Raw genomic sequence first — 23953 nt, 5'->3', positions numbered from 1 at the left:
GAGCCGCACTTTTTGATGGTTTGGAACGAGTCCGGAACGAAAGCGGCCCGAATCGGTGACTCGGCACCTCCATGGCCGCATCACCCCAACATCTCGCGCTGACATTCTCCGAGACTGACTAGATCAAGTTTGTGACAGCGCAACAAGGGCCGACAAATCCCCGAAGTTATGAACAGCGCACGGACTCCGAACCGGCTTTGAGTCAAGCGCCCGTCGCATGAAAGTCGCAAGCCGGCTGCAACAAAGTCGCAAGAAAACCGGCGATAACGGCCGTCAATTGGCATCCGGTGTTGCGGCCATGTTGCGGCACTCCGGCGGCAACACGCGCGCAGTTCCACGGTGATTCCGCAGCGCCCGTCGCGCCTCCGTCCGCTCAATCGTGTCTGGTTCTCAGTTCGACTCAGTTCGTCTTCGCCACGGCCTTGGCCGGCGCGGGGGTGGTGACGAATTCGGTGGCTTCCAGCATGGCGACGCCGAGCGGGGTCGGCACCACCATGCGATACGGCACCAGCACGCGGGTGCCGGCGATCGGCACCAGGGTCACTTCGATATTGCGCTGGGCGGCAAGATATTTGATGGCGGCGCGGTCGGGCACATAGCCGGCGATCGGCGTGAAATAGACGGCGCAGACGATGGCAGGCCCGCGATAGCCCTTCTCGGCCTTCACGCTTTCCATGCGCTTGTAGTCGAGCTTGAGATCGTAGCGCATGCGGCCGTCGAAGATCGACGCGGCGGTGCGGCACGAATCCGGCGTCAGCAATTCGCCGGTGCCGCCGACGCGCATCAGCGAGCCGGTCATCGGATCGATCACGTTACGGCGATGCGCATCGGTGATCGGAATCTTCTCGGGATCGAGCGGCGGCTCCGGCTCGATGGAGAACTCCTTCACATAGCCCGGCGTGATCAGCATCTTGATCGTCTCGGACTTCTTCGCGGAGGTGGTGACGGCCTGATAATTCGACGGCACCAGCGCGCCCGCGACCACGCGGCCGGTGGACTGGCCGGAGCCCGAGCCGCCGGCAAATGCTTTCAGCAGACCCGCGGTGCCGCCACTGGCGGTCGCGGAATACTGGTCTTCGTTGATGTCGATGGCCCACTGGCCCTTGCCCACCGCAATGCCGGCGAGGCTGGCTTCATATTTCGCTTCGAGCTTGCCGCCCGCCAACACCGCCTGCGCGGGGGCCTGAACCGGCACGGCCGGGGCCTGGCCTTGAGTCTGGCTTTGGATCTGGCCTTGCGCCTGCGCCGAGGCCTCCACCGGCAAAACCGGCAGCATCAGGCCCGCGGCGACGGCGAAACGCGCGCCGAGGCCCGCAAATCGCGATTTTGCTGGCGCGGCGGTCCGCAGGGTCGTCACCGGTCGGGTCACAAAGCGGGGCGTGCGAAGGCTCACTTGCTGATATCACCTGGTCGGCGATCCCCGGCTCAAGGCGCAGGGCCGCATCGCTCAATTGGGCTGGAGCGACCTGTTTCCGGCCCGAATACGTCGTTTATATGATGGGAACCGGGTTGGATTCCATGTGGTTTCCGCTCGTAGGACGGGCTATACAGAACCCGAATGCGGGGGTTTTTGCCGGTTTTGCCGCGACTTTTGCGAGCCGGATATCTTGACGATCGCGGCCAAGCCCCCTATACGTCCGCCACTCCTGAAATGGACGTGATTTTTGACCCCCTGCCCGGCTTTGGGCTCTTCGCCTTTTAGCTGCGGGGATGACAGAGGATTTTCGCCATGTCTCGGCGCTGTGAACTGACACTGAAGGGCCCCCAGGTGGGCCACAAAGTGAGCCACTCGAACATCAAGACCAAGCGCCGGTTTCTGCCGAACCTGGTCAATGTGACCTTCCTGTCCGACGTGCTCGGCCGCGGCGTGCGCCTGCGCGTGTCGGCGAATGCCGTGAAGTCGGTCGACCACCGCGGTGGCTTCGACGCCTATCTGATCAAGGCCCGCGAGAGCGAGCTGTCGCAGAAGGCCGTGCTGCTGAAGCGCGCCATCGAAAAGAAGAAGGCCGAAACCGCAGCAGTCGCGGCCTGAGCCTGACCCGCCGCTCACCTTGAGCGGATAGAAATTTGAAAACGGCCGGATCGCAAGATCCGGCCGTTTTTGGTTTGTAAGGGGACCCGCGCCACTTCACTGATCCAAAACTTTGTGCGCCACCTGAAGATCTTTACCTTCACTAGCAGGTGGCAGAGCATTCGTCGTAAGGTTGATTGCAAGATGTCTGCATATCCTTACTAGAGCGATTCGATTGCTCTGTAGCGAATTTGCTACCCTGCAACGATTCACGGGGAAGAGAAGCTTATGGCCGGAATTCGCATCATTGATTACTCGATTGCCAATCTCATCGACAGTCTCCGAAGCGCGACTTGGCAGGTTCCAAAGTTTCAACGAGAATTCGTCTGGGATACATCAGCCATTGCAGCTTTGGCCACGTCCATCATCGACGCATATCCTGTCGGCATGATTACGCTGTGGGAGCAGTCGGATCGCAATCCCTTGGATCTGGAACGTCTCTCTATCCAAGACTACGATGGCCAAGCTCGAAAGCAGGTTACAAAATATTTCGGATCCGATGAAGGAAATCAAAGGGTCTTTGCCATTCTCGACGGCCGCCAGCGATGCACTGCGGTCGCTATGGCCTTCGCTGGATTTACGCCCGAGTTTCGCGGAAGCAAGTATGCAGGTCGCTACTTCCTTAACGCGTCGCAGCCGGACCCACTTGAACGAGTTGTCTTCAAGAAAGCCAGCGAACTTGAGAAGGCGGGCTTAACGACTAGTGCAGCGTGCATTGGCAAAGGACTCTTTCCACTAGCCAGCGATGTTCCTGGCGAAGCCGTTCTCAGAACTTGGTATCGCTACGCGCAAGAAATCAAAAACCCTGAGAACTATCCAAACGGCGAGCTTCCGGAAGCAACCGAGCTTGAGCGCCGAAACGCGATAGTGCAATCCGCCTTCGACGGAATCACCGAAACGAAATTGGCTGCGTGTATAGTTCCCGAAAAATATGACCTTGGTCAAATTTGCGAGATCTTTGAAACGCTGAACCTATCAGGGATGAAAGTTTCGACGGTAGACTTGATAAATTCATGGATCTACCGCGAGACAGAAGCGAATGATGGCGGACCAATCCACATCCGCGAATGGATAAGAGATTTCGGCCAGATAGACGGCGCAGTCGGCTGGGCGGTTCCTGAGCGACGCCCCGAGTTAATCGCGCAAATTGTTACAGCAGCATTTGTTGCGCTCGACAGAAAAGACAAACCAAAGCCTCGCCAAGTTAGCGGCACGAGAAAAGTTACTACAATTGATTCTGTGAAATCCCCCGACTTGCTTGCCACTCCAGCCCTGCACTGGGAATTTATCGTTCAGAACGATAGAAAACTAGCCGCCTTCTTAGGCGATTTTCAGCGCCTCGTTGCTGATGGGCTTTTCAGTTACGATAAGTGCCCATATCCAATCTCTTGTTCAATCTACACTGGAATCCGGTGGCACAAAGAATTCGACCCCATCAGCAGCCATGGCATGTGGAGCGTTGCGGATTTAAACTCCCTTTTCAAAGCGTTCTTCTGGCGCAATGCCCTTGCAACTAGATACGATCAAGGATTTCTGACGACTCTCGCGAAAGATCTTTCCTACTTGAAAGACCTTCTACGCAAGAGGGGCGATTACAAAACAAAGTCGGCTTGGTTGCAGCATTGCGACGAAATGATAGCCACAGACCTCATAAACTCGGTTGACCTGCCTACACGGGATCAACTCATTGACTATTTAACCGATGGGCGCCCCGGAGGCGCTCGTCAGACCGCTTTGCTACTTCCGATGATTGCCGGAACGGTTCGCGACATTGATGGAGTTGACATATCCCTTACCTCCGAGGGCTCTCTTGAACTCCACCACATATTTCCTCGCAGCTGGTGTGCGGACAATGCGTCAGGCAAGCTGAAAGCATTTCTCGACAAAGAAGAAGCAGGGCGTGATTGGGTGAACTCGATCGCCAACCTTATGCCACTAGCTCGACCCACCAACAACGAATGGAAGGCAAAGTCCCCGCGCACTTTCATAGAGAACTCAGGAATCAAATTCCAAAGCAGCTCCTCCTTTTTCAAGGGCGTTTTTATCGGCCCTGAAGAATTTAAGCTTCTCTTGGCAGACCCCAAGCAAATGCCGGCATTCTGGTCACAAAGAGCAGGCCGCATCGCTGACGATCTGTTAGAGCGCACGAAACTCATGGTCTAACGAATGCCCTCCAATATCGTTGACTTCGTGTCGGCGGCGTACAGAAGCGGCGTGGAGTGCTCAATCGCCGAAATCCGAGTTCTTCCGGAATATGAAGGATTGAGCGCCCTTGAAGTTTTGGCGGCGCTTGAGAACGTATGTAAGCAAGCAAAAATAGATTGTTTCCCGCCAATCGAAACAGGGGAGCTTGATGACGTTCGGGTGTTTAGCGCGCGAAAACTGTCTAATGAATTCTATACTTCGCTCGATCAATCTCTGCGCGCCGGCGAAGGACACAAAGTCGAGTTCAAGCAGACACTCGGTCTGAATACGCGCAGACTCCAAAACGACCAGGGAGCACGCCATGAAGATTTATTTCAAGACGAAATAATCCATGAGGTTATCAAAACAATCACAGCATTCCTTAACGCAGACGGAGGAACGCTAGCCATCGGGATTTGCGACAACGGCAGCCCCTATGGAATAGAAAATGAGTTTCCATACATCGGCGGCAGCAAAAATCTCGATCAATGGGAGCTTCGCCTTACTGCAGCGCTTTCGTCGTTCATTCCTGACTACCGCCTTATTTTGGGATACTTGCAGTACGGGATTGTGGATAGAAACGGGTGCAAGATTTGCGTAGTAATTGTAGAACCGCGCCGTGATCGCATTTGTGTTTGTCGCAAGGCGAATAAGGATGGATCGGACGAGATTGTCTATCTCAGGGCGGGAAACCAGTCACTTAAACTGCAAGCACGCGAGATAGAGGCGCTAGTGTTTGATCGAGTTCGGAAGGAAGGCAATAGATGAACTTCGTGCGACGGCGTCGAAGCTCAAATGCTGTCGTCGCCTCAAGCAAGAGCGTGAAAAATACCTGATCTAGTATATCTGCCCTTCTGCGACCGCTTTTTTGACATCACGGGTTGAAACTGTTCCCCTCGCAAGGAGCGAACATTGCTCAAAGTGCTCTTACACGTGAAAACTACATCCCCAGCGGGGATACTCCTTTTTCCTGTAGAACGACTGGGTGATATACATGCGTGAACAGCGCAGGATTGGTTGGAGCGACTTTTATCCGAGCTAGCCCGCCCCCCCGGAAACGCAGCCCGCGCGCGTTGTTCTTAACTCGGTTGCGCCGCACGAGGCGTTGGCAACTCGCGGCTCTTGTCGCACTCAAAGAATCGCCTCAAAGCCCTTGCGCCGGATGACATCGAGCAGGACCAGGGTCGGTCCTTTCGGACTTTCCGTGCCGCGCTCGAGCCTGGAGACATAGCCGACCGTCAGCTTCAGGTAGCTTGCAAACACCGCCTGGCTGAGATTGGCCTGCTCGCGAAGGGCCTTGATGTCCGCGCCCGTCAGTTCACCCGATCTGCAAGAGTGGCGGCACCGCCGAGGTGACGCATCGTGATCTTGTCGCGGACAACGTCTGTCAGAACACCGCTGGCGTGCATGTCACGCGCCGTTTCCAGCAGCTCCAGGGCCAGGCGGGTGTTGCCCTTTGTCACGCGTGCTGTCCCGGCCTTTTTGCCGGCCGTCATCGCCCGCTTTTCGCGCCCTTTGTTAGTTGGGTTTTTAGCTGTCGAGGTCCATCCCGAACCTCTCGTCTGATAGAGATATCACGGGATTGGTAACATTGAGCAGATGGATCGCCCGTCTGTCATGAGCCCCCTCACCGCCGCGAAGACGCGCCGACCTCTCCCCGGCGGGGAGAGGTGCGGCACCGCCCTGATGTGCACGCGAAGCCCTTTCGAAAATGAAAGACGCGGCGATATCGGTACGAGGTGCCGGTCAACGAAGTGAGCGGGCGGTTTCGGTCCGGGTTGGTGCCGTCGCGGTCGTCATTTCCGTCCGCGGTGCCAGAACTCTCAGCTGATGCAGAGACGCCGTGGAGGTTGGCGCTGCCGACTGTTCCTGGACGTTCGCAGCTCCCAGCACACGAACCTGCACCGCCGATATCGGCAAACCCGCCGATCCATAGGTCGGCAACTCCGCAGCGAAGCCGGCGCAGCCACCCGCAATCGAGATCACGGCCGCGACGGCGATCGATAAGGTCATCTTCACTGTTAATCTCCTCGTAGGATTGAACGAGGGAGCCTAGACTTCTTTTGCTGCATTGCACAGTTCAATACCGCATTGCAACATTGCAGTTTCCGCGCATCGCGCCAGCCAGCCCGGCCTCCCGAGCCTGCCCCGGCGCGACCTTAGGTGCTTTACGAATATTTCGATCACAGACTGCAACGAAACGGTCATCATCGATCTGGTGGTCTCGGCACCCCCCTACGCCAAACGGACCATCGGTTCCTCATGTCGTGGATCGCGCCGTTACCGAACGCCTTCGGCAGTTCGACGACATGGCATTTTGGGATCGGTTTTTGGCGCAATTTCTCATAGCGGTGTGTGCTTTCGAGCGAATGTCATGTGTGCGACCCCGCCGGGAGAGGATGTCGTCTCGATCTCGTAGTCCTTCTCGAGACCCTCCACGCCATCCCACAGGCGTACGCCGCGGCCGAGCAGGATCGGAACCACTACGATGTGCATGTGATCGACAAGCCCGGCGGCAAGGAAGTCGCGGATCGTGGTGGGACCTCCGCCGATGCGCACGTCCTTGCCGCCCGCAGCCTCGCGGGCCGTCTCAAGGGCCTCGGCAGGCGAAGCGTCGATGAAGTGGAACACCGTGCCGCCCTCCATTTCAATCGATGCGCGCGGATGATGGGTCAGGACGAAGACAGGCGTGTGGAACGGCGGGTTGGGGCCCCACCAGCCTTTCCAGTCCGGATCCTCATGCCATGTGGGGGGACCGAACTTCCTGGCGCCCATGATCTCGGCGCCGATCCCGGGCGCGAACAGCCGCAGGAACGCGTCGTCGATGCCCGCCGTGCCGCCGGGCTGGCCGAGCATCTGGCGACCCCATCGGGTCGCGAACATCCATTGGTGCAGCCGCTCGCCGGCATGGCCGAACGGCGCGTCAAGGCTCTGGCCTTCGCCGGTGGCGAAACCGTCGAGCGAGACGGAGACATGTTGGACACGGGCGAGTGCCATGGCTGGCCTTCCTTCCTGCTGTTGGTCGCGCTTCCTTAAACCGTTCCGGAAGCGACGGCGCTACTGGTTGATCTCGGGCTCGACGAGTTTCGTGAGCTTGCGCAGGGATTCCTGCCAGCCGAGATAGCAGGCCTCGGCCGGGATCACGTCGGGTACGCCCTGCTGCTCGATGTTCACCTCCGTGCCGACAGACACGGCCTTCAACGTCACCGTGACCTTCATCTCGCCCGGCAGGTTGGGATCATCGAAGCGGTCGGTGTAGACGAGACGCTCACCGGGAACGAGCTCCAGATAGGTCCCGCCAAAGGAGTGACTGCCGCCCGTGGTGAAGTTCCGGAATGACATCCTGTGATGGCCACCGACCTTCGCATCCAGCTCATGGACGGTGCATGTGAAGCCATAGGGTGGGAGCCAGCTCGCAATCGCGTCAGGCTCGAGGAACGCGCGATAGAGCTTCTGCGGCCTGGCGGCAATGACGCGATGCAGACGGATCGTGCTGGGCATGGGCTTCTTCCTGTGGCTCGGTTACTTCGGTTGTCGTCCGGCGGGCAGCTTCCGCCGCCCGATACATCCATGACGAACGGGCCCGCCAGGCCCCGACATCTCAGCGGAATAAAAATCCTGACAGTCTCTCTATCGCGCTGAAGGATGCGCCCGGCGCCGGGAGCCGGGAAATCGTCGCAGGGCTGGTGGTCGATCTCGACGCCAACGGCGATGTGGTGGGCTTCGATATCGATTTTTCACCAACGCTTTGCCAGCTTTCTTTATCATCACTGACCTCGACCAAAAATCTCATTCGTGAGAGTGCTGATGTGTAGCGCATCACCGCTTTTCCCGCACCAAATCGCCTCATTTCCTCCGGGAACGCAGTGCAGCGTGCACCGTTCTTAACCCGGTTGCGCCGCATGCGGCGCGTGGGACAGATGAGGAGATTTCGATGCAACAGATTTTGAAGAAGGCCGTATTTTCGAAGGCCTTGCTTCCGCTGGCACTGGCGGGCGCGATTGGCGTCGCGGCGCCGGCCTTCGCCGCCGATGTCTATATGCGCCAGCCCGCGCCGCGCGCGGCCGTAGTGGTGCCATCCGGCCCGCTGACGCTGCAGGACGCACTGGCGATCGCCTCGGGGATCGGCGTGGTGACGGTGCAGAACACCCATTTCGACGACAACGAATGGGAGATCGAGGGCCGCGATCAATACGGCAAATGGATCCAGGTCGACATCGATGCGCGCACCGGCGAAGTGCGCCATGTGGACCGTTCGATTATCTGATCGGGTGGGAAGTGAGCAAGCGGCGCGCGATGAGCGCGCCGTTTGTTTTTTGTGTAGTGCAGCGACGGTGTGGCTCCCCTCCCCCCTTTGTGGGGGAGGGTGGCGCGTTAGCGCCGGGAGAGGGGGCCGCGGGCGACGGAGCTTGTGGCGCCCCCTCTCCCTGACCCTCTCCCGCCTAGCGAAGCTTCGCTTCGCCTGGGGGAGAGGGGACACTTCTGTCGGAGTGAGGTCGTCGAATACTGGTGACGTCGTTTAAGTCAGCTTCAATCCCGTCGCGGCTTCCAGCTCGGCCAGCGCCTGCGCGGCGGATGTCACCTTGATCGTGGTCATGCCGAGTTCGCGCGCGGGCTTGAGGTTGACGCCGAGGTCGTCGAGATAGACGCAGTGTTTCGGATCGACCGACAGTTTGTCGGTCATCATCGTGTAGATGCGCGGATCGGGCTTGCGCAGGCCGATCTTGGCGGATTCGATGACGTGATCGAACAGCACCATCACCTCGGCCACATAGAGCGCACGGCCGTCGGTGGAGCCCATGGCATTGGCCGGCAGGTTGTTGGTGATGCAGCCGGTCTTGAACGCCGCCTTGATGCGGCGCAGCGCCTCGACCATGTCGGGGCGGATCTCGCCTTTCAGCAGCTTGACCACATCGCGGCCCGGCACTTCGGCGCCGAGCGCTTTGGACTCGGCGGCGAACAGCGCATCGAAGGTTTCGAGATCGATTTCGGCGCGCTCGAATTTCGCCCAGGCGTTTTCAAAATGGTTGTCCGCATTGGTACGGCGGATGATGTCCTTCGGCAGGCCATGGCTCTGCTCGTAATGCGCAAAGGCCTCGAAGGGCGAGGAGGTGATCACCCCGCCGAAATCAAAGATCACCGCAGAGATCATGTTCTTCCCTTTTATTACCCGGCCGCTTTTATGAATCGACCACGCCGCCTCACACTCCGACGTCATACGCGGGCTTGACCCGCGTATCCATCTTCGTCTGCGCTCGCGGCTTAAGGTGGATTGCCGGGTCATCTAGCGAAGCTCGCTTCGCGCTGCCCGGCAATGACGTGGGGAGAGGACGGAGCGTGGCTGGGCGAACTCCGCGCGTGCGGAAAGTCCCCCTCTCCCGGCGCTACGCCCCACCCTCTCCCGCCTAGCGAAGCTTCGCTTCGCCTGGGGGAGAGGGGAAGAAAAGAGCGACGTCATCCCGCGACGCGGGCCTCGCCTCCGAGCACCGGGCCGCGCGCCGAGCCGACATCGCGGATCGGGGGCTGGCCGTAGAGCCGGGCATATTCGCGCGAGAATTGCGACGGACTCTGATAGCCGACCGCATAGCCGGCGCTGCCGACATCGAGGCGCTCGACCAGCATCAGGCGGCGCGCCTCGTGCAGTCTTAGCTGCTTCTGATACTGCATCGGCGTCATCGCGGTGACGGTCTTGAAATTGTGATGCAGCGAGGACTCGCTCATGCCGACGCGGTCGGCGAGATCCTCGATGCGGAGCGGGCTGGCATAGTTGCTGCGCAGCCAGGAAATGGCCTTGGCGACCTTGTTGCTCGGGCTTTCGGCCAGCGCGATCTGCCGCAGACGCGCGCCGTAAGGACCGACCAGCAGGCGATACAGCACCTCCTGCTCCAGGAGCGGCGCCATCACCGGAATGTCCTGCGGACGGTCGAGCAGGCGCAGCAGCCGCAGGGTGGCGTCGAGCAGATCGGCGGAGGCCTTGGCGACGACGACGCCGCGCTCGGGGAGCTGCGGATGCGCGGGCGCATCGGCATGGCCGTTGCCGAACCGGCCGAGCACCTCCTTCAACAGTTGCGGATCGATCGCAAAGCCCATGCCGAGATGCGGCTGCGCTTCCGACGCCTCGACGATGCAGGACGACATCGGCAGATCGAGCGACACCAGCACATAATCGCCGGCGGCATAGGTGTAGGTCTCGGTGCCCAGTTGCAGCCGCTTGGCGCCCTGCGCCACGAGGCCGAAACACGGCCACTGCGCGGTATGCACGAGCTGCGTCGGCTCGGTCTGCCGCTTCAGATAGAGGCTGGCGAGGCCGGTCGGATGGTCGCTGCCATTGGCGGCGTAACGGGCAATGATGTCGGCAATCTCACGAATCGTCTCGGTCACACGCAAACCCCTCAAGCGGCAGGCCTTTTATGCCGAGGTGTATCTAGGTGCAGTGCCGTGGCAGGGAAATGGCTGCGGGATCACTTTTGCAGGATCGTGCAAAACAGATGCAGGATCGCGCTAACGCCGACGCGGCTGCATTTGCGATAACAGCGTCAGCCACAGAGCAGATCGGCGAGCCGCCCGCGGGCCTCGGATCTGCCAGGCCATACGGGTATCGGGTCGAACTCCCCGCCTTGCGCGTCCAGACTGTTGTCGGGGCGCGATCACGCCCGGATCGATTCCGCCTCAAAATCTACGCACACGACTGACGATCAAGACAGACATCATCCAGATCTAAGGACATGCCATGACAAGACTGGCAGGAAAAGTTGCGCTCGTGACCGGCGCCGCGGACGGCATCGGCGCGGGCATTGCGCGGCGCTTCGGCGCGGAAGGCGCGGCGGTGATCGTGCATCACGCGGACGATCCCCGCGGCGCGGCGCGCGTGGTCGCCGAAATCGTGTGGCGCGGCGGCCGTGCCATCGCCGTCCAGGGCGACATCGCCCGCTGGCCGGACGTGCGGCGGCTGTATGAGGAAATCGCGGCGACCTTCGGCCGGCTCGATATCCTCGTCAACAACGGCGCCTTCGCGCGCAGCGAGGTGGCGGACGTGGTGTCCGAGGACGAGTTGCACCGGAAGCGCGAGCTGAAGGTGTTCGGCGCCATGCTGCTATGCCAGGAGGCGGTGCGGATGTTCGGCGTCGCCGGCGGCAGCATCGTCAATCTCACCGCGCTCGATGGCATTCCGACAGCGCCCGCATCGCTGCCGGACCCCGGCGCGGACGCCGCCATCGATGCCATGACGCGCGGATTGTCCCGCGCCTATGGCACGCGCAATGTCCGCGTCAGCACCATCGCGCCCGGGATGCTCGGCCCTGAGGAACCCGCCGCCATCGACGTGCTCGACGGCAGCGTGCGGAACCGGCAGTTCATCGCTTTGCCCGCTGCGCGCAACCACACAACCGAAGGCATCGCCGACATCGCCGTGGCGCTGACCTGCGACGACAGTGCTGATCGTTCCGGCCGCGACATCATGGTGGCCGGCGCCATGCGGTGATGCGGGAACCCGCTTTCTGGGTTCCTCCCGACGTTTGTGGGCGTGCCTGCGCGGCACGCCCACATTTCTTTTTGCGCACTCGCCGACCAAAGCGTCTCGATTTCTTTCACATCCTATTAACCGCCCGTCACAAAACGGCGAAACGAAACTGTTGATCACCGCGTAGCTGTCAAAGAATTACCGGTTCTGATGCTATGCGTCGGTGATTGTAACGCAGTCCTTTTTGATCGACGAAAGCCAATGCTGGCCCGTAATACATCCGAGACGACCCGCCGGATCTCCCCGCGCTGGCTGCTGGCCGCTGCGGCGATCGTCGTTGTCGGATTCACAGTCATCTGCGGCAGCGTGCTGATGAGCATGCGGCGCGGCGACGAGAAGCTGGCGCACCAGACACTCGGCAACCTCGCCTCCAGCATCGATGCCGATGTCGCCCGCAATGTGGAACTCTACGATCTGTCGCTGCGCAATGTGGTCGGCAACATGACCGAGCCGGAACTGGTCGAGATTTCGCGACCGATGCGGCAACTGATCCTGTTCGACCATGCCGCCACCGCGCGCCACTTCGGCGCCATCCAGGTCACGGACGTCGCCGGCAACGTGACGCTGGATTCGTCGACGCTGGATCCAAAGCCGCAGAATTTCGCCGATGAGGAATTCTTCAAGGTCCACAAGCGCGATCCGCTGTTCGGCCTCTATATCTCCAAGCCGATGCTGCATCAGGGCAGTTACGGCATCGTGCTGAGCCGCCGCATCGCGGCGCGCGACGGAACTTTCCTGGGCATCGTCGCCGGCTTCATCCGCTACAGCTATTTCCACGAGATCTCCGATCGCCTGCAGCTCGAGCCGAACGACGTGATTTCCGTCATCCGGCAGGACGGCGTGTTGATCATGCGCGCACCGTTCGACATGGAGATCATCGGCCGCGATCTCAGCCGGGTCCCGGGCGTACAGAAAGCGCTGGCCTATTTCTCCGGCTCCCATATCGGCGATTCCGCTACTGACGGCGTGCGGCGTCTTTTCGTCTGGCGTGAAGGCTCGCATCCGCTGATCGTGATGGTGGGGCGGTCTACCGACGTGATCTTCGGCCAGTGGCGCAAGGAAGCGCTGCAGATCGGCGGCGCCATGGCCGCGCTCGGCCTGATCGCCTGCGCGCTGATGCTGATCCTGGCGCGCGAGATGGGCAAGCGCGGCGAGATGGAAGACAGGATGGCGCGCCTCGCCATGACCGACGGCCTCACCGGTCTCGCCAACCGACGTCATTTCGACGTCGTCATGGACAAGGAATGGCAGCGCGCCCAGCGCGCCCGCGCACCGATCTCGCTGCTGATGATCGACGCCGACCACTTCAAGGTGTTCAACGACAATTTCGGCCATCAGGCCGGTGACCTCGTTCTGTGCGGGATCGCCTGGAGCATCGCCCGGCATGCCAAACGCGCCAGCGATTGCGCCGCGCGCTATGGCGGCGAGGAATTCGCGCTGATCCTGCCGGGCCTCTCCCTCGCCGACGCCATTGAGCTCGGCGAACGGATCCGCGTCGAAGTCGGCCATCTCGAGCGCGACGGCATGACCACGACGACGATCAGCGTCGGTGCAGCGTGTCTCGTGCCGTCATCGCTGACCACGTCGAACGACCTGATCAGCAATGCCGACAGTGCGCTCTATGCCGCAAAAGCGCACGGTCGCAACCAGACATGGCCGGTCGCACCGCAACAGAAAAGCCTTGCGGCGTAAGCAGATACCATTTGTACGGTTGTAATTAACCCGCGGTTCACCTGACTTCCTAACGCGTCTTCCACCCTTGCCCGGGTATTCCTATGCACGAGGGGTAGGAATTCATGCGGCTGCTGGGGAGGCGAATGACGAACGACGTGCGCGTTTCAGCGCCGGGCTCCGCCGAGCATGGCGATGGGCGCTCGACGACGCGCCGCGCGCCGGTGCGCTGGCTCGTGGTCGTTGGCGCCGTGCTGATCGTCACCATTGCCGCCGGCACGGCGATGACCGTGAACAATTTCCGTCAGCGCACGATCGACAACTCCAACCGCGAACTTGAAAACACCGTGCTGCTGCTCAGCCGGCATTTCGATCAGCAATTCCAGGATCTGCAGCGCATCCAGAAGAGCCTCACGGCTCATCTTCTCGCCAATGGCGTGATGTCGGTCCACAGCTTTGCCAGCAACATGTCGAGCTACGAGTCCCACATGATGCTGAAGTCGAAGGTGGATGATGAATTCGCCAACGACATCACCGTTCTCGATGCCGAAGGCCGTCTGGTCAACTGGACAGGCGGCTGGCCCGGACCGGATCTGGTGCTTGCCGACCGTGACTATTTCCAGAAACTCAAATCGCAGACCTTCACCCAGGACGAAGAGATCGTGCAGCCCGTCCTGAGCCGCATCACCGGCCGGTGGAAGACGCTGTTCGCCCGTCGCATTACAGGGCCCAAGGGCGAATTCTTCGGCATCGTGACGCGCAGCGTCGAACCGCAGCAATTCGAAAAATTCTTTGCCTCCGTCTCGCTCGGCGAAAACGGGACCATCGCAATGTTCCACCGCGATGGCACCTTGCTGGCGCGCTACCCGCAGACGCCCTCGTCGATCGGCAAGGTTTTCAATAGCGGCCCGCTGCTGCAGCACCTGCGCTTCAGCGACGCTCCCGCAACCATCCGTACCGTCAGCCCCATCGACAATATCGATCGGCTTGGCTCGATCCGCCTGCTGCAAAACTTCCCGGTCGCGCTGGTCGCAACCACGACGGTCGAGGGCACACTGGCCAACTGGCGCGACCAGACCAAATTTCTCGTGACCCTCGCGACGCTGTCGGCCCTAATCCTGGCGGGCCTGCTTTATCTGATGATCCGTCACATCCAGCGGCAGAACCGTGCAGCGCAGTTGCAGATGACGCTGGAGAAGAACCGCCTCGACACTGCCATCAACAACATGACGCAGGGCCTGCTGCTGTTCGACGCGCAGGCGCGCGTGGTGGTCTGCAACCAGCGCTATCTCGACATGTACGGGCTGTCGCGCGACGTCATCACAGCCGGCCGTCCGTTCCGTGACGTGATCGCGCATCGCAAGGACACGGGCTCATTCGCTGGCAGCGTTGACGCCTATGTGGCCGAAGTGTTGCGCGACGTCGGGCGGTCGCACATCCAGATCATGCAGACCGCCGATGGCCGCACCATCCAGATCTCGTCGCGGCCGGTGGCCGATGGCGGCTGGGTAGCGACCCATGAAGACATCACCGAGCGGCGCAATGCCGAGGAGAAGATAGCGCATCTGGCGCATTACGATGCGCTGACCGACCTGCCGAACCGCACGCTGTTCCGCAACGAGCTCGAACGCGAATTGAAGCGCGTCGCGCGCGGCGCGCAATGCGCGGTGCTCTATATCGACATCGACGAATTCAAGGGCATCAACGACTCGCTCGGTCATCCCGTCGGCGACGAACTGCTCAAGGGCATTGCGCTGCGGCTGCGCGGCTGCGTGCGCAGCTCCGACGTGGTGGCGCGACTCGGCGGCGACGAATTCGCCATCGTGCAGACGGGCGTCGAGAGCCATTCCGACATCACAGATCTTGTCGGCCGCATCTATGATGCGATCCGCCAGCCATTCGATTGTCTCGGCCACAGCCTGCTCACCGACGCGTCGATCGGCATCGCGCTGGCGCCGCGCGACGGCGCGGACCTCGATACGCTGCTGAAGAACGCCGACCTTGCGATGTATGGCGCCAAGGCCGACGGCCGCCGTACTTTCCGCTTCTTCGAGCCCGAAATGGATGCGCGGGTGCAGGCCCGTCGCTCGCTGGAGCTTGAACTGCGTCACGCGGCCGGCGATGGCGGCTTCGCCAAAGGCGGCTTCGAAGTCTATTATCAGCCGCTGCTGACGCTGCGCGACGACACCATCGTGGGCTGCGAGGCCCTGCTGCGCTGGCGTCATCCCGAACGCGGCATGATCTCGCCGGCCGAATTCATTCCGGTAGCCGAAGATATCGGCATCATCAATGAGCTCGGCGAATGGGTGATGAACACCGCCTGCGCCGAGGCTGCCAGCTGGCCCGACGACGTCCGGGTGGCGGTCAATGTCTCGCCGGTCCAGTTCCGCTGCGCGTCGCTCGCCCTGAAGGTCACCTCCGCCCTCGCCGCGTCCGGCCTGCCGGCACGGCGGCTGGAGCTCGAAATCACCGAGGCCGTGCTGATCCGCGACGACGAGACCGCACTGGAAATCCTGCACGGACTGCGCGAGATCGGCGTGCGCATTGCGCTGGACGATTTCGGCACCGGCTATTCCAGCCTGAGTTATCTGCAGCGCTTCCCGTTCGACAAGATCAAGATCGACCGCTGCTTCGTGACCGATATCGCCGATGCACAGGGGTCGTCCTCGATCGTGCAGGCCGTAGTCAACATCGCGAGTTCGCGCAACATGACGACGACGGCCGAAGGCGTCGAGACGCTCCGGCAGAAGGAGCTGCTGCGCGCGCTCGGCTGCACCGAGATGCAGGGCTATCTGTTCAGCGCCGCCAGACCCGCAAGCGAACTGCGCGACTTGCTGATCGCGCATCAGGCCAACAAGGCCGAGGTTGCGGCGTAACCGCTTATTCGAGCAGCGTGAACTGCATCAGCAGGGTTCGCTGCAGCATCGAGAAATTGTCGTCCGAGATCAGCGTCAGCACCGTGTCGCCCTCCGGCGTGACATGGACATCGAGCCCTTCGAAATTGTCGATCTCATAGCCGAGATCCGCATCGAAGATGGTGGGACCGTCGATGACGGCGTCCGGCACGATCGATGCGAGGGGAATGCGGCGGATGCGGACGCCGGTGTCGCCGAACAGCGAGAACTTGCGTTCCAGCAGCAGCAGATCGCCGGAGGGCAGCAGCGCCGCATCGCTGATGTCGTAATTTTTGGTGCGGCGAACCGAGAAAGTCGCCGGCGCCTTGCCGCCGATGATCCAGGCCGAGATGTTGCCGGCGCTGTCGAGCCCGCGCTCCGAAATCGCCAGCAGCATGCCGGCCAGCGGCGACGACTTGAACCTGTCCTTGCGCACCATCGCCAGCGCTTCGAGACTGCCATTGCTGGGCAGCTTGCGCATGCCCGGCGGCTGCGGGATCGGCTCGCCCCGGGCCCGCACGCCATCGCGGCCGAAGTCGAATTTCAGGATCTGATGCACGCGTTCGAGGCCGATATAGACCGTCGGGCCGTCCACCGCGATCGACTCGGTATCGTACCAGCCGCGCGCGGTAATCGGCCTGCCGTCGGCGCCCAGCATCGGCGCCGCCTCGACATCGACAATGCCGACCATGGCATCGCCGCTATAGGCGATCTTCCCGGTGAACCAGGTGCCCTTGTCGCTGATGGCGATGAAACCCTCGCCCTTGTCATCCAGGCGAAGACCGGAGATGCCGCCAAAATCCTTGTAGCGCGACGTCAGGACCAATCCGCTGCGATATTGCAGCGACCCGAACCTTGTATGCGCGCGATCACGCGTATCGAAAGCCGGAATCGGCCGCGCTTCCACCTCGATCGACACCGGCGCACGGGCCAATGGCGTTGCCGGCACCAGCACGGGCTGCGCACGGGCAAGCGACGGCAGCGCGGCTGCTGAAGCCGCGACTGCAAGAAAGTGACGACGGGTGAGATGAGCGGTCAAGCAATGGCCCTAGAGGATGGGTAGAGCAAAGCAAAACCCATCCTGTAAAGCCTAATGCGTTCTGCGTCGTCGGCCATGAGTCGGTGCCGGCCCTGCCGTTTCGCTGAACAATTCCGCCAGCTTCTCGGTGATAGCGCCGCCGAGTTCTTCGGCGTCGACGATGGTCACGGCGCGGCGATAGTAGCGCGTCACGTCGTGGCCGATGCCGATGGCGATCAGTTCGACCGGCGAGCGGGTCTCGATCTCCTCGATGATGTGGCGCAGATGCCGCTCCAGATAGTTGCCGGGATTGACCGACAACGTGCTGTCGTCCACCGGCGCGCCGTCGGAGATCATCATCAGTATCTTGCGCTGTTCGGGGCGGCCGAGCAGGCGCTTGTGCGCCCAGTCGAGCGCCTCGCCGTCGATGTTCTCCTTGAGCAGACCTTCGCGCATCATCAGACCCAAGTTTTTGCGCGCCCGACGCCACGGTGCATCCGCCGACTTGTAAATGATGTGGCGCAGATCGTTGAGGCGGCCGGGATTGGCCGGCTTGCCGGCGCCGAGCCACGCCTCACGCGACTGCCCACCCTTCCAGGCGCGCGTCGTGAAGCCGAGAATCTCGACCTTGACGCCGCAGCGCTCCAGCGTGCGCGCGAGAATGTCGGCGCAGGTCGCAGCGACCGTGATCGGGCGACCGCGCATGGAGCCGGAATTATCCAGCAGCAGCGTCACCACCGTATCGCGGAACGTCGCTTCCTTCTCATGCATGAAGGACAGCGGATGATGCGGGTCGGTTACCACGCGCGACAGGCGCGCGGGATCGAGGATGCCTTCTTCGAGGTCGAAGTCCCAGGCGCGGTTCTGCTGCGCCATGAGTTTACGTTGAAGCCGATTGGCCAGGCGCGCAACCACGCCCTGCAGATGTGCGAGCTGCTTGTCGAGATAGGAGCGCAGTCGTTCGAGCTCGTCGTGATCGCAGAGGTCTTCGGCCGCGATGACCTCGTCGAATTTCGGCGCGAAGGCGTGATATTCGGGACCGCGCGGCTCGTTCGCGCCGCGCGAATTCGGACGCGTGGCTTCGCCGGGCGTCTCGTCGTCGCCCATCTCGCCGTCTTCGTCGAACGTGTCCGATGCAGACGCCTGCGCGCTCTCCATTGAACTGTCAGACATTTCGTCGGACGACTGCTGCGCCTGATCGGCGCTCATTTCCTGCGAGGCGTCGCTCTCCGGCGAGCCTTCGGCGCCGGCCTGATCGTTCTCGCCCTGGCGCTCGTCGTCCTCGCTCTCTTCGTCATCCGGCTCGGCATTGTGGTCGTCGCCGAGCTCCAGCGCCGACAACAGGTCATGCACGGCATCGCCGAACTTGGCCTGGTTCTCCGCGAACCGATCGAGCTGGTCGAGGCGATCGCTGATCTTGTCTTCGAGGACCGGCCGCCAGAGGTCGACCATCTTCTTCGCGGCGGCCGGCGGCGCCATGCCGGTCAGGCGCTCGCGCACCAGCATCGCCAGGGCATCGGCCAGCGGCGCATCGGCGCGGTCGGTGATTTCGTCGAACTTGCCGCGATGGAAATGATCGTCGAGCATCGCCGTGAGGTTCTTCGCCACGCCGGCCATGCGGCGCGACCCGAGCGCCTCCACGCGGGCCTGTTCGACGGCTTCGAACACGCCGCGCGCCTGCGGATTGCCCGGCATCAGCTTGCGATGAACCTTGGGATCGTGACAGGCGAGTTTGAGCGCGATCGAATCCGCGTGACCGCGCACGATGGCGGCGTCGCGCTTGCTCATTTTTCGCGCGGGTTCAGGAAGACGGGCTTTGCCCGGTGAGAGACCCGGCCGTTCCGCCGCGAAGGTCACTTCAAGCTCCGGAGCTTTGGCGATCGCGCGCAAACACGACGTCACCGCGCGCTTGAACGGCTCGGTCGGCGCTTCCTTGGAGCCGGGGCGGAATTTGTTGGTCGTCGTCGTGCTCATCGCCAGTCCCTACAGCGCCTTGGTAAACCAGTGACGCGTCACGCCGCCTGGATAACCATCAATGGTGCCTAAAGCTTCATAGTCACAGGCGCGGTAGAAGTCTGGCGCCTGAAAACTCATCGTATCAACATAGGCACGCACCGCGCCGAAGTTTCGCGCTTGATCCTCGATCGCTTCGATCAGCGCCTTGCCATGACCCTTGCCGCGAAACTGCTGATCGATCCAGAAGAGCTGGATGAACAGCACGGTCATCCAGACTTCGCCAACAATGCCGCCGACGACCTCTTTCTTGTCGCGCAAAGAGATGGCGAAGCTCTTGTGCTTCTGCTTCCCCATCTTCTCGACATTGTAGCGAAACAGGCCACCTTGAACCGCGCGCTTGGTTGCTCCAATCGTGCGCTCCACGGTGACCTGCGCCATCACATCAGCTCAGCGCCACGTTGACCGAGCTTTCCGCCAGCTCTGCATTGAAGCAGCGCTGATAGAATTCGGCGACCAGCGGACGCTCGAGTTCGTCGCACTTGTTCAGGAAGGTCACGCGGAAGGCGAAGCCGATATCGTTGAAGATGTCGGCATTCTCGGCCCAGGTGATCACCGTACGCGGGCTCATCACCGTCGACAGATCGCCATTGGCGAAGGCGTTACGCGTGAGGTCAGCGAGGCGCACCATCTTGTTGACGATGTCGCGGCCCTCGGGGTTCTGATAGTGCTTGGCCTTCGCCAGTACGATCTCGACTTCCTCGTCATGCGCCAGATAGTTCAGCGTGGTGACGATCGACCAGCGGTCCATCTGACCCTGGTTGATCTGCTGGGTGCCATGATAGAGGCCCGACGTGTCACCGAGACCGATCGTGTTCGCGGTCGCGAACAGACGGAACGCCGGATGCGGCTTGATCACCTTGTTCTGGTCGAGCAGCGTCAGGCGGCCGGACACTTCCAGCACGCGCTGAATGACGAACATCACGTCCGGACGGCCGGCGTCGTATTCGTCGAACACCAGCGCGACATTGTGCTGCAACGCCCAGGGCAGAATCCCGTCACGGAATTCGGTGACCTGCTTGCCGTCCCGGACCACGATGGAGTCCTTGCCGACGAGGTCGATACGGCTGATGTGGCTGTCGAGGTTGACGCGCACGCAGGGCCAGTTGAGGCGCGCGGCGACCTGTTCGATATGGGTCGATTTGCCGGTGCCGTGGAAGCCCGTGACCATCACGCGGCGGTTGCGCGAGAAGCCGGCGAGAATGGCGAGCGTGGTGGCGCGATCGAACCGGTAATCGGGATCGGTGTCCGGCACATGCGGATCGGATTCGGAGAAGGCAGGCACTTCGAGGTCGGAATCGATGCCGAACAATTTGCGCACCGACACCATCTTGTCGGGAATGCCAATCAACGCGTCGGTCTTTTCTTGCAGTTTGGTCGAGGCGGCGGTCATCAATCCTCCGTGGTCCCGGATATCCCGAAACCAGTCTAGTAATGGCTGCGGATGGGGTGCTTTGTGGAACGTATCAGAGAGCCGCGGCTGGACAAAGCCCAGCTCTTCATCAAAGTTCCCGAATGTTATCATCGAGATAGGTTCTAACGGCAATTTTTGGAAGTCTGCCCTGCGAATCAGCCGATGCTCCAGGTCGATCAATTTGCAGCGGTATTTGGGGATCGAACGGCGCGGCCGGCCATTTCAATCATATATGCTGTCACAGTTGGCTGAGGCATCCCACGCCGGATCGGAATTTCGTGACGTCCTTCATCGATTCCCTGACCCATTTTGTCGCCGCGCATGCCTGGCTGGGCTACCTCACTATTTTCCTCGCTGCCTTGCTGGAAGCCGTGCCGGTGCTCGGAACATTCATCCCAGGCACCACGGTCATTCTGGCGCTGAGCGCCCTGATTCCGGCAGGCGATCTCGATCTGGTGGCGGTGCTGGTGGCCGCCGTGGCGGGCGCCGTGCTTGGCGACGGTGGCGCATTCTGGATCGGGCATATCCGGCAGCGACAACTGCTTGATGCGTGGCCGCTATCGAATTATCCGGGCGTCGTGGCGCAGAGCGAGGCCTTCTTCCACCGCTTCGGGACGCTGGCCGTCTTTCTCGGCCGCTTCGTGCCGCCGATCCGCGCTTTCGTACCAGTCACGGCCGGCGCTCTGGGGACGGCGCCGGCGAAATTCTATGCCGTGAACATCCCCGCAGCATTGCTCTGGGCGCCGGCGCATGTGCTACCCGGCGTGCTCGCAGTGTCGGTCCTGGACCGCTATGGCGGCATCGCCGGCCTCGAAGGTCAGGCCAAACACTACTGGATTCAGGCGGTGATCGTGGCGGCCGTGCTGGCCAGCACCACCATCTGGTGGTGGCATCGCCGCAAGCGCAACACAGCAATGGAAACGTCATAAAAAGGCGCTTGAATGTTGAAATATCTCTTTGATTTTTCAAAGTAAATGACACCTTCGCGGCTTGACTTGCAGCCCCGATTGACTTGAAAAGCCTGCACCGGCAGTTTCGCCCGCCGTCCGTCCTTCCCATATCCAGTGAATGTCCGAACCCATGCGCAGCTATCTCGACTTTGAAAAGCCCGTTGCCGAGCTGGATTCCAAGATCGATGAATTGCGCACGCTGGCCGCCAGCGGCAGCGACATCGGCGAAGAGATCGTGCGCATCGAGGACAAGGCCGTCGCCGCGCTGCACGAGCTCTATGCGAACCTGACGCCGTGGCAGAAGACTCAGGTCGCACGGCATCCGCAGCGCCCGCATTGCATGAATTACGTGGAAGCGCTGATCACCGAATTCACGCCGCTCGCCGGCGACCGCAAGTTCGGCGAGGATGAAGCGCTGGTGGCCGGCTTCGGCCGTTTCCGCGGCGAGAGCGTCTGCGTGCTCGGCCAGGAAAAGGGAAACACCACCGAGAGCCGCCTCAAGCATAATTTCGGCATGGCCCGCCCCGAAGGCTACCGCAAGGCAGTTCGCCTGATGGAGATGGCCGACCGTTTCAACATTCCCGTGCTGTCGCTGGTCGATACCGCCGGCGCCTATCCCGGCATCGGCGCGGAAGAGCGCGGCCAGGCTGAAGCCATCGCACGCTCCACCGATGCCTGCCTCGGCCTTGGCGTTGCCAATGTCGCTGTGATCATCGGCGAAGGCGGCTCGGGCGGCGCCATCGCCATTGCCACCGCCAACAAGGTGCTGATGCTGGAACACGCCATCTACAGCGTGATCTCGCCGGAAGCGGCATCGTCGATCCTGTGGCGCGACTCATCCAAGGCGCAGGAAGCCGCGACCAATATGAAGATCACCGCGCAGGATCTGCTGCGTTTCGGCGTGATCGATTCCATCCTGAAAGAGCCGCCAGGCGGCGCACACCGCGACCCCGCCGCCATGATTGCCATCACCGGTGACGCCATCGCGCAGGCTTTCAACGACATGCGCGGCATGGACGCGGCGACTATTCGTCAGCAGCGCCGGCAGAAGTTTCTGGATATCGGCCGCAAGATCGGGTGATCTTTTCCCTCCCTCAAGCAGCGAAGCTGCGCGGTGGGGAGGGTGGATCGAACGCACGACAGTGCGTTCGAGACGGGCGGGGTGCCTCCACAAGTACCTGAGCCTGTGGCACCCCCACCCCGGCCTACGGCCGACCCTCCCCACAAGGGGAGGGATTTCACGAGCACCTCAGCACAACACGTCTTACCGCGTCTCACACCTCTGCTTGCGACCGTGCATTGCGACGAATGACCTGCGGCGGCTGGCCATAGGCGCGCAGAAATGCGCGGCGCATGCGGTCACGATCAGCAAACCCCGTCTGCTGCGCGACGGTGTCGATGGGATGCCGGCTCTGCTCCATCATCAGCTGCGCGGCCTCCAATCGCAGGTGCTCGATCGCCTTTGCGGGTGATTGACCGGTCTCCGCATGAAAGGCGCGGCTAAACTGGCGCGGGCTGAGACTGGCCGCATCGGCGAGATCATTCACAGTCAGCGGCTTCTGCAGGTTGTCCCGGGCAAAGGCGAGTGCATTCTGGATGCGATCCGATTTTGGCGACAATTCCAGCAACGCCGAGAACTGCGACTGACCGCCCGCGCGACGGTGATACATCACCATTTTACGCGCGATGTTGCGCGCCACGTCAGCTCCGAGATCGGCTTCGACCAGAGCGAGCGCCAGATCGATGCCCGCTGTCATGCCAGCAGATGTCCAGACGGTGTCGTCGCAGATGAAGATGCGATCCTCCTCGACCTTCACTTTCGGATACTGTCTCTGCATGTCGCGGGCATAGGCCCAATGCGTTGTCGCGCGCCGGCCATCGAGCACACCCGCTTCGGCAAGCACGAAGGCCCCGACGCAAATCGCGGCAACCCGACGCGCCCGTTCCGGCGCCTCTCGCATGAAGTCGACCAATCCGGGAGGCGACGTCTCGACCGTGAGTCCGCCGCCGACGATCAGCGTATCGTAAGCGCCGTCAGCGAACGCCTCAGTGGTCACGCTCATGCCCAGCGACATGCCGACCGCACCACCCGTCTCCGACAGAATGCGCAGGTCATAGGGCGGCGTATCAGCGAACACGTTGGCCAGCTCGAATACTGACAATGCAGCAAAGCTGATCGGCGAACAGCCGGGCGATACGACCAAACCGATGCGCTGCAT

23 protein-coding genes are annotated in these 23953 nt (G+C 61.5%); 10 read left to right on the top strand and 13 right to left on the bottom strand.

From position 1 onward, the window contains the following. Nucleotides 1-400: 400 nt before the first annotated feature. Nucleotides 401-1357, bottom strand: coding sequence for a DUF3108 domain-containing protein (locus AB8A38_RS21895; protein WP_439087379.1), 957 nt, complete (start codon nt 1355-1357; stop codon nt 401-403). A gap of 372 nt (nt 1358-1729) precedes the next feature. Here AB8A38_RS21895 and rpmB point away from each other — a divergent pair, with 372 nt between their 5' ends. From rpmB to AB8A38_RS21880, 3 genes are all read left to right on the top strand, one after another. Then, the gene (gene rpmB, locus AB8A38_RS21890) at nt 1730-2032 is read left to right on the top strand and encodes a 50S ribosomal protein L28 (RefSeq protein ID WP_089267758.1); all 303 of its coding nucleotides are present in this window, start codon (nt 1730-1732) and stop codon (nt 2030-2032) included. 267 nt (nt 2033-2299) lie between these two features. After that, nucleotides 2300-4234, top strand: coding sequence for a GmrSD restriction endonuclease domain-containing protein (locus AB8A38_RS21885; protein ID WP_439087378.1), 1935 nt, complete (start codon nt 2300-2302; stop codon nt 4232-4234). Between the two features lie 3 nt (nt 4235-4237). Next, entirely contained in the window at nt 4238-5023 is a 786-nt protein-coding gene (locus tag AB8A38_RS21880; RefSeq protein WP_439087377.1) for an AlbA family DNA-binding domain-containing protein, read from the top strand. Nucleotides 5024-5386: 363 nt separating this feature from the next. Here AB8A38_RS21880 and AB8A38_RS21875 read toward each other — a convergent pair whose 3' ends face one another. The 5 genes from AB8A38_RS21875 to AB8A38_RS21855 all read right to left on the bottom strand — a co-directional run bounded on the left by AB8A38_RS21875 (nt 5387) and on the right by AB8A38_RS21855 (nt 7756). Then, the gene (locus AB8A38_RS21875; protein WP_439087376.1) at nt 5387-5518 is read right to left on the bottom strand and encodes a hypothetical protein; all 132 of its coding nucleotides are present in this window, start codon (nt 5516-5518) and stop codon (nt 5387-5389) included. A 50-nt stretch (nt 5519-5568) separates the two neighbouring features. Beyond that, nucleotides 5569-5751 carry a hypothetical protein gene (locus AB8A38_RS21870; protein WP_439087375.1) on the bottom strand — a complete coding sequence of 61 codons (183 nt, stop codon included), beginning with the start codon at nt 5749-5751 and terminating at the stop codon, nt 5569-5571. 250 nt (nt 5752-6001) lie between these two features. Beyond that, nucleotides 6002-6268, bottom strand: a complete 267-nt coding sequence (locus tag AB8A38_RS21865; protein ID WP_231081272.1) for a hypothetical protein — start codon at nt 6266-6268, stop codon at nt 6002-6004. Between the two features lie 330 nt (nt 6269-6598). Beyond that, the gene (locus AB8A38_RS21860; RefSeq protein ID WP_439087374.1) at nt 6599-7252 is read right to left on the bottom strand and encodes a dihydrofolate reductase family protein; all 654 of its coding nucleotides are present in this window, start codon (nt 7250-7252) and stop codon (nt 6599-6601) included. A gap of 60 nt (nt 7253-7312) precedes the next feature. After that, nucleotides 7313-7756, bottom strand: a complete 444-nt coding sequence (locus AB8A38_RS21855) for an SRPBCC family protein (RefSeq protein ID WP_439087373.1) — start codon at nt 7754-7756, stop codon at nt 7313-7315. 65 nt (nt 7757-7821) lie between these two features. Between AB8A38_RS21855 and AB8A38_RS21850 the strand changes: the two genes are divergently transcribed. Both AB8A38_RS21850 and AB8A38_RS21845 read left to right on the top strand, forming a co-directional pair. Then, entirely contained in the window at nt 7822-8070 is a 249-nt protein-coding gene (locus AB8A38_RS21850) for a DUF2283 domain-containing protein (RefSeq protein ID WP_439088580.1), read from the top strand. A 119-nt stretch (nt 8071-8189) separates the two neighbouring features. Continuing rightward, nucleotides 8190-8522, top strand: coding sequence for a PepSY domain-containing protein (locus AB8A38_RS21845; protein WP_068729486.1), 333 nt, complete (start codon nt 8190-8192; stop codon nt 8520-8522). A gap of 252 nt (nt 8523-8774) precedes the next feature. On the opposite strand, the gene AB8A38_RS21840 is transcribed toward AB8A38_RS21845, so the two are convergent. Continuing rightward, complete coding sequence (locus AB8A38_RS21840) at nt 8775-9407, bottom strand: HAD-IA family hydrolase (protein ID WP_439087372.1); 633 nt, start codon at nt 9405-9407, stop codon at nt 8775-8777. 302 nt (nt 9408-9709) lie between these two features. Further along, a complete protein-coding gene (locus tag AB8A38_RS21835; RefSeq protein WP_231078897.1) occupies nt 9710-10636 on the bottom strand; it encodes an AraC family transcriptional regulator in 927 nt (308 codons plus the stop codon). A gap of 349 nt (nt 10637-10985) precedes the next feature. Here AB8A38_RS21835 and AB8A38_RS21830 point away from each other — a divergent pair, with 349 nt between their 5' ends. From AB8A38_RS21830 to AB8A38_RS21820, 3 genes are all read left to right on the top strand, one after another. Continuing rightward, a complete protein-coding gene (locus AB8A38_RS21830) occupies nt 10986-11735 on the top strand; it encodes an SDR family NAD(P)-dependent oxidoreductase (protein WP_439087371.1) in 750 nt (249 codons plus the stop codon). A 240-nt stretch (nt 11736-11975) separates the two neighbouring features. Continuing rightward, entirely contained in the window at nt 11976-13466 is a 1491-nt protein-coding gene (locus AB8A38_RS21825) for a diguanylate cyclase (protein WP_439087370.1), read from the top strand. A gap of 125 nt (nt 13467-13591) precedes the next feature. Next, on the top strand, nt 13592-16321 hold the full coding sequence (locus AB8A38_RS21820) for a bifunctional diguanylate cyclase/phosphodiesterase (protein WP_439087369.1): 2730 nt from the start codon (nt 13592-13594) through the stop codon (nt 16319-16321). 4 nt (nt 16322-16325) lie between these two features. Here AB8A38_RS21820 and AB8A38_RS21815 read toward each other — a convergent pair whose 3' ends face one another. The 4 genes from AB8A38_RS21815 to cobS are packed head-to-tail and all read right to left on the bottom strand — an operon-like array spanning nt 16326 to nt 20763. Then, nucleotides 16326-17378, bottom strand: a complete 1053-nt coding sequence (locus AB8A38_RS21815; RefSeq protein ID WP_439087368.1) for an esterase-like activity of phytase family protein — start codon at nt 17376-17378, stop codon at nt 16326-16328. 51 nt (nt 17379-17429) lie between these two features. After that, a complete protein-coding gene (gene cobT / locus AB8A38_RS21810; protein ID WP_439087367.1) occupies nt 17430-19331 on the bottom strand; it encodes a cobaltochelatase subunit CobT in 1902 nt (633 codons plus the stop codon). A gap of 9 nt (nt 19332-19340) precedes the next feature. Next, the gene (locus tag AB8A38_RS21805) at nt 19341-19751 is read right to left on the bottom strand and encodes a GNAT family N-acetyltransferase (RefSeq protein ID WP_315839533.1); all 411 of its coding nucleotides are present in this window, start codon (nt 19749-19751) and stop codon (nt 19341-19343) included. 4 nt (nt 19752-19755) lie between these two features. Then, the gene (gene cobS, locus AB8A38_RS21800) at nt 19756-20763 is read right to left on the bottom strand and encodes a cobaltochelatase subunit CobS (protein WP_068729504.1); all 1008 of its coding nucleotides are present in this window, start codon (nt 20761-20763) and stop codon (nt 19756-19758) included. A 299-nt stretch (nt 20764-21062) separates the two neighbouring features. Between cobS and AB8A38_RS21795 the strand changes: the two genes are divergently transcribed. Both AB8A38_RS21795 and AB8A38_RS21790 read left to right on the top strand, forming a co-directional pair. Then, nucleotides 21063-21713, top strand: a complete 651-nt coding sequence (locus AB8A38_RS21795) for a DedA family protein (RefSeq protein WP_315839538.1) — start codon at nt 21063-21065, stop codon at nt 21711-21713. 139 nt (nt 21714-21852) lie between these two features. Next, nucleotides 21853-22815 (top strand): acetyl-CoA carboxylase carboxyltransferase subunit alpha, encoded by a 963-nt coding sequence (locus AB8A38_RS21790; protein WP_093757526.1) that lies wholly within the window; start codon nt 21853-21855, stop codon nt 22813-22815. A gap of 193 nt (nt 22816-23008) precedes the next feature. On the opposite strand, the gene AB8A38_RS21785 is transcribed toward AB8A38_RS21790, so the two are convergent. Continuing rightward, nucleotides 23009-23953 carry a GlxA family transcriptional regulator gene (locus AB8A38_RS21785; RefSeq protein ID WP_439087366.1) on the bottom strand — a complete coding sequence of 315 codons (945 nt, stop codon included), beginning with the start codon at nt 23951-23953 and terminating at the stop codon, nt 23009-23011.

The organism is Tardiphaga sp. 839_C3_N1_4, from assembly GCF_051811045.1.
Taxonomy (GTDB): Bacteria; Pseudomonadota; Alphaproteobacteria; order Rhizobiales; family Xanthobacteraceae; genus Tardiphaga.
The sequence above is the reverse complement of the archived record's forward strand: the minus strand, read 5'-3'. Positions and strand labels throughout refer to the sequence as shown.

Bases quoted from the DNA above. Each gene is read 5' to 3' on its own strand.
- AB8A38_RS21870 (WP_439087375.1), bottom strand. From the start codon at position 5,751: ATGACGGCCGGCAAAAAGGCCGGGACAGCACGCGTGACAAAGGGCAAC.
- cobS (WP_068729504.1), bottom strand. From the start codon at position 20,763: ATGACCGCCGCCTCGACCAAACTGCAAGAAAAGACCGACGCGTTGATT.
- AB8A38_RS21845 (WP_068729486.1), top strand. From the start codon at position 8,190: ATGCAACAGATTTTGAAGAAGGCCGTATTTTCGAAGGCCTTGCTTCCG.
- AB8A38_RS21885 (WP_439087378.1), top strand. From the start codon at position 2,300: ATGGCCGGAATTCGCATCATTGATTACTCGATTGCCAATCTCATCGAC.
- AB8A38_RS21825 (WP_439087370.1), top strand. From the start codon at position 11,976: ATGCTGGCCCGTAATACATCCGAGACGACCCGCCGGATCTCCCCGCGC.
- AB8A38_RS21790 (WP_093757526.1), top strand. From the start codon at position 21,853: ATGTCCGAACCCATGCGCAGCTATCTCGACTTTGAAAAGCCCGTTGCC.
- AB8A38_RS21785 (WP_439087366.1), bottom strand. From the start codon at position 23,953: ATGCAGCGCATCGGTTTGGTCGTATCGCCCGGCTGTTCGCCGATCAGC.
- AB8A38_RS21840 (WP_439087372.1), bottom strand. From the start codon at position 9,407: ATGATCTCTGCGGTGATCTTTGATTTCGGCGGGGTGATCACCTCCTCG.
- AB8A38_RS21860 (WP_439087374.1), bottom strand. From the start codon at position 7,252: ATGGCACTCGCCCGTGTCCAACATGTCTCCGTCTCGCTCGACGGTTTC.
- rpmB (WP_089267758.1), top strand. From the start codon at position 1,730: ATGTCTCGGCGCTGTGAACTGACACTGAAGGGCCCCCAGGTGGGCCAC.
- AB8A38_RS21855 (WP_439087373.1), bottom strand. From the start codon at position 7,756: ATGCCCAGCACGATCCGTCTGCATCGCGTCATTGCCGCCAGGCCGCAG.
- AB8A38_RS21820 (WP_439087369.1), top strand. From the start codon at position 13,592: ATGACGAACGACGTGCGCGTTTCAGCGCCGGGCTCCGCCGAGCATGGC.
- AB8A38_RS21880 (WP_439087377.1), top strand. From the start codon at position 4,238: ATGCCCTCCAATATCGTTGACTTCGTGTCGGCGGCGTACAGAAGCGGC.
- AB8A38_RS21830 (WP_439087371.1), top strand. From the start codon at position 10,986: ATGACAAGACTGGCAGGAAAAGTTGCGCTCGTGACCGGCGCCGCGGAC.
- AB8A38_RS21805 (WP_315839533.1), bottom strand. From the start codon at position 19,751: ATGGCGCAGGTCACCGTGGAGCGCACGATTGGAGCAACCAAGCGCGCG.
- AB8A38_RS21865 (WP_231081272.1), bottom strand. From the start codon at position 6,268: ATGACCTTATCGATCGCCGTCGCGGCCGTGATCTCGATTGCGGGTGGC.
- cobT (WP_439087367.1), bottom strand. From the start codon at position 19,331: ATGAGCACGACGACGACCAACAAATTCCGCCCCGGCTCCAAGGAAGCG.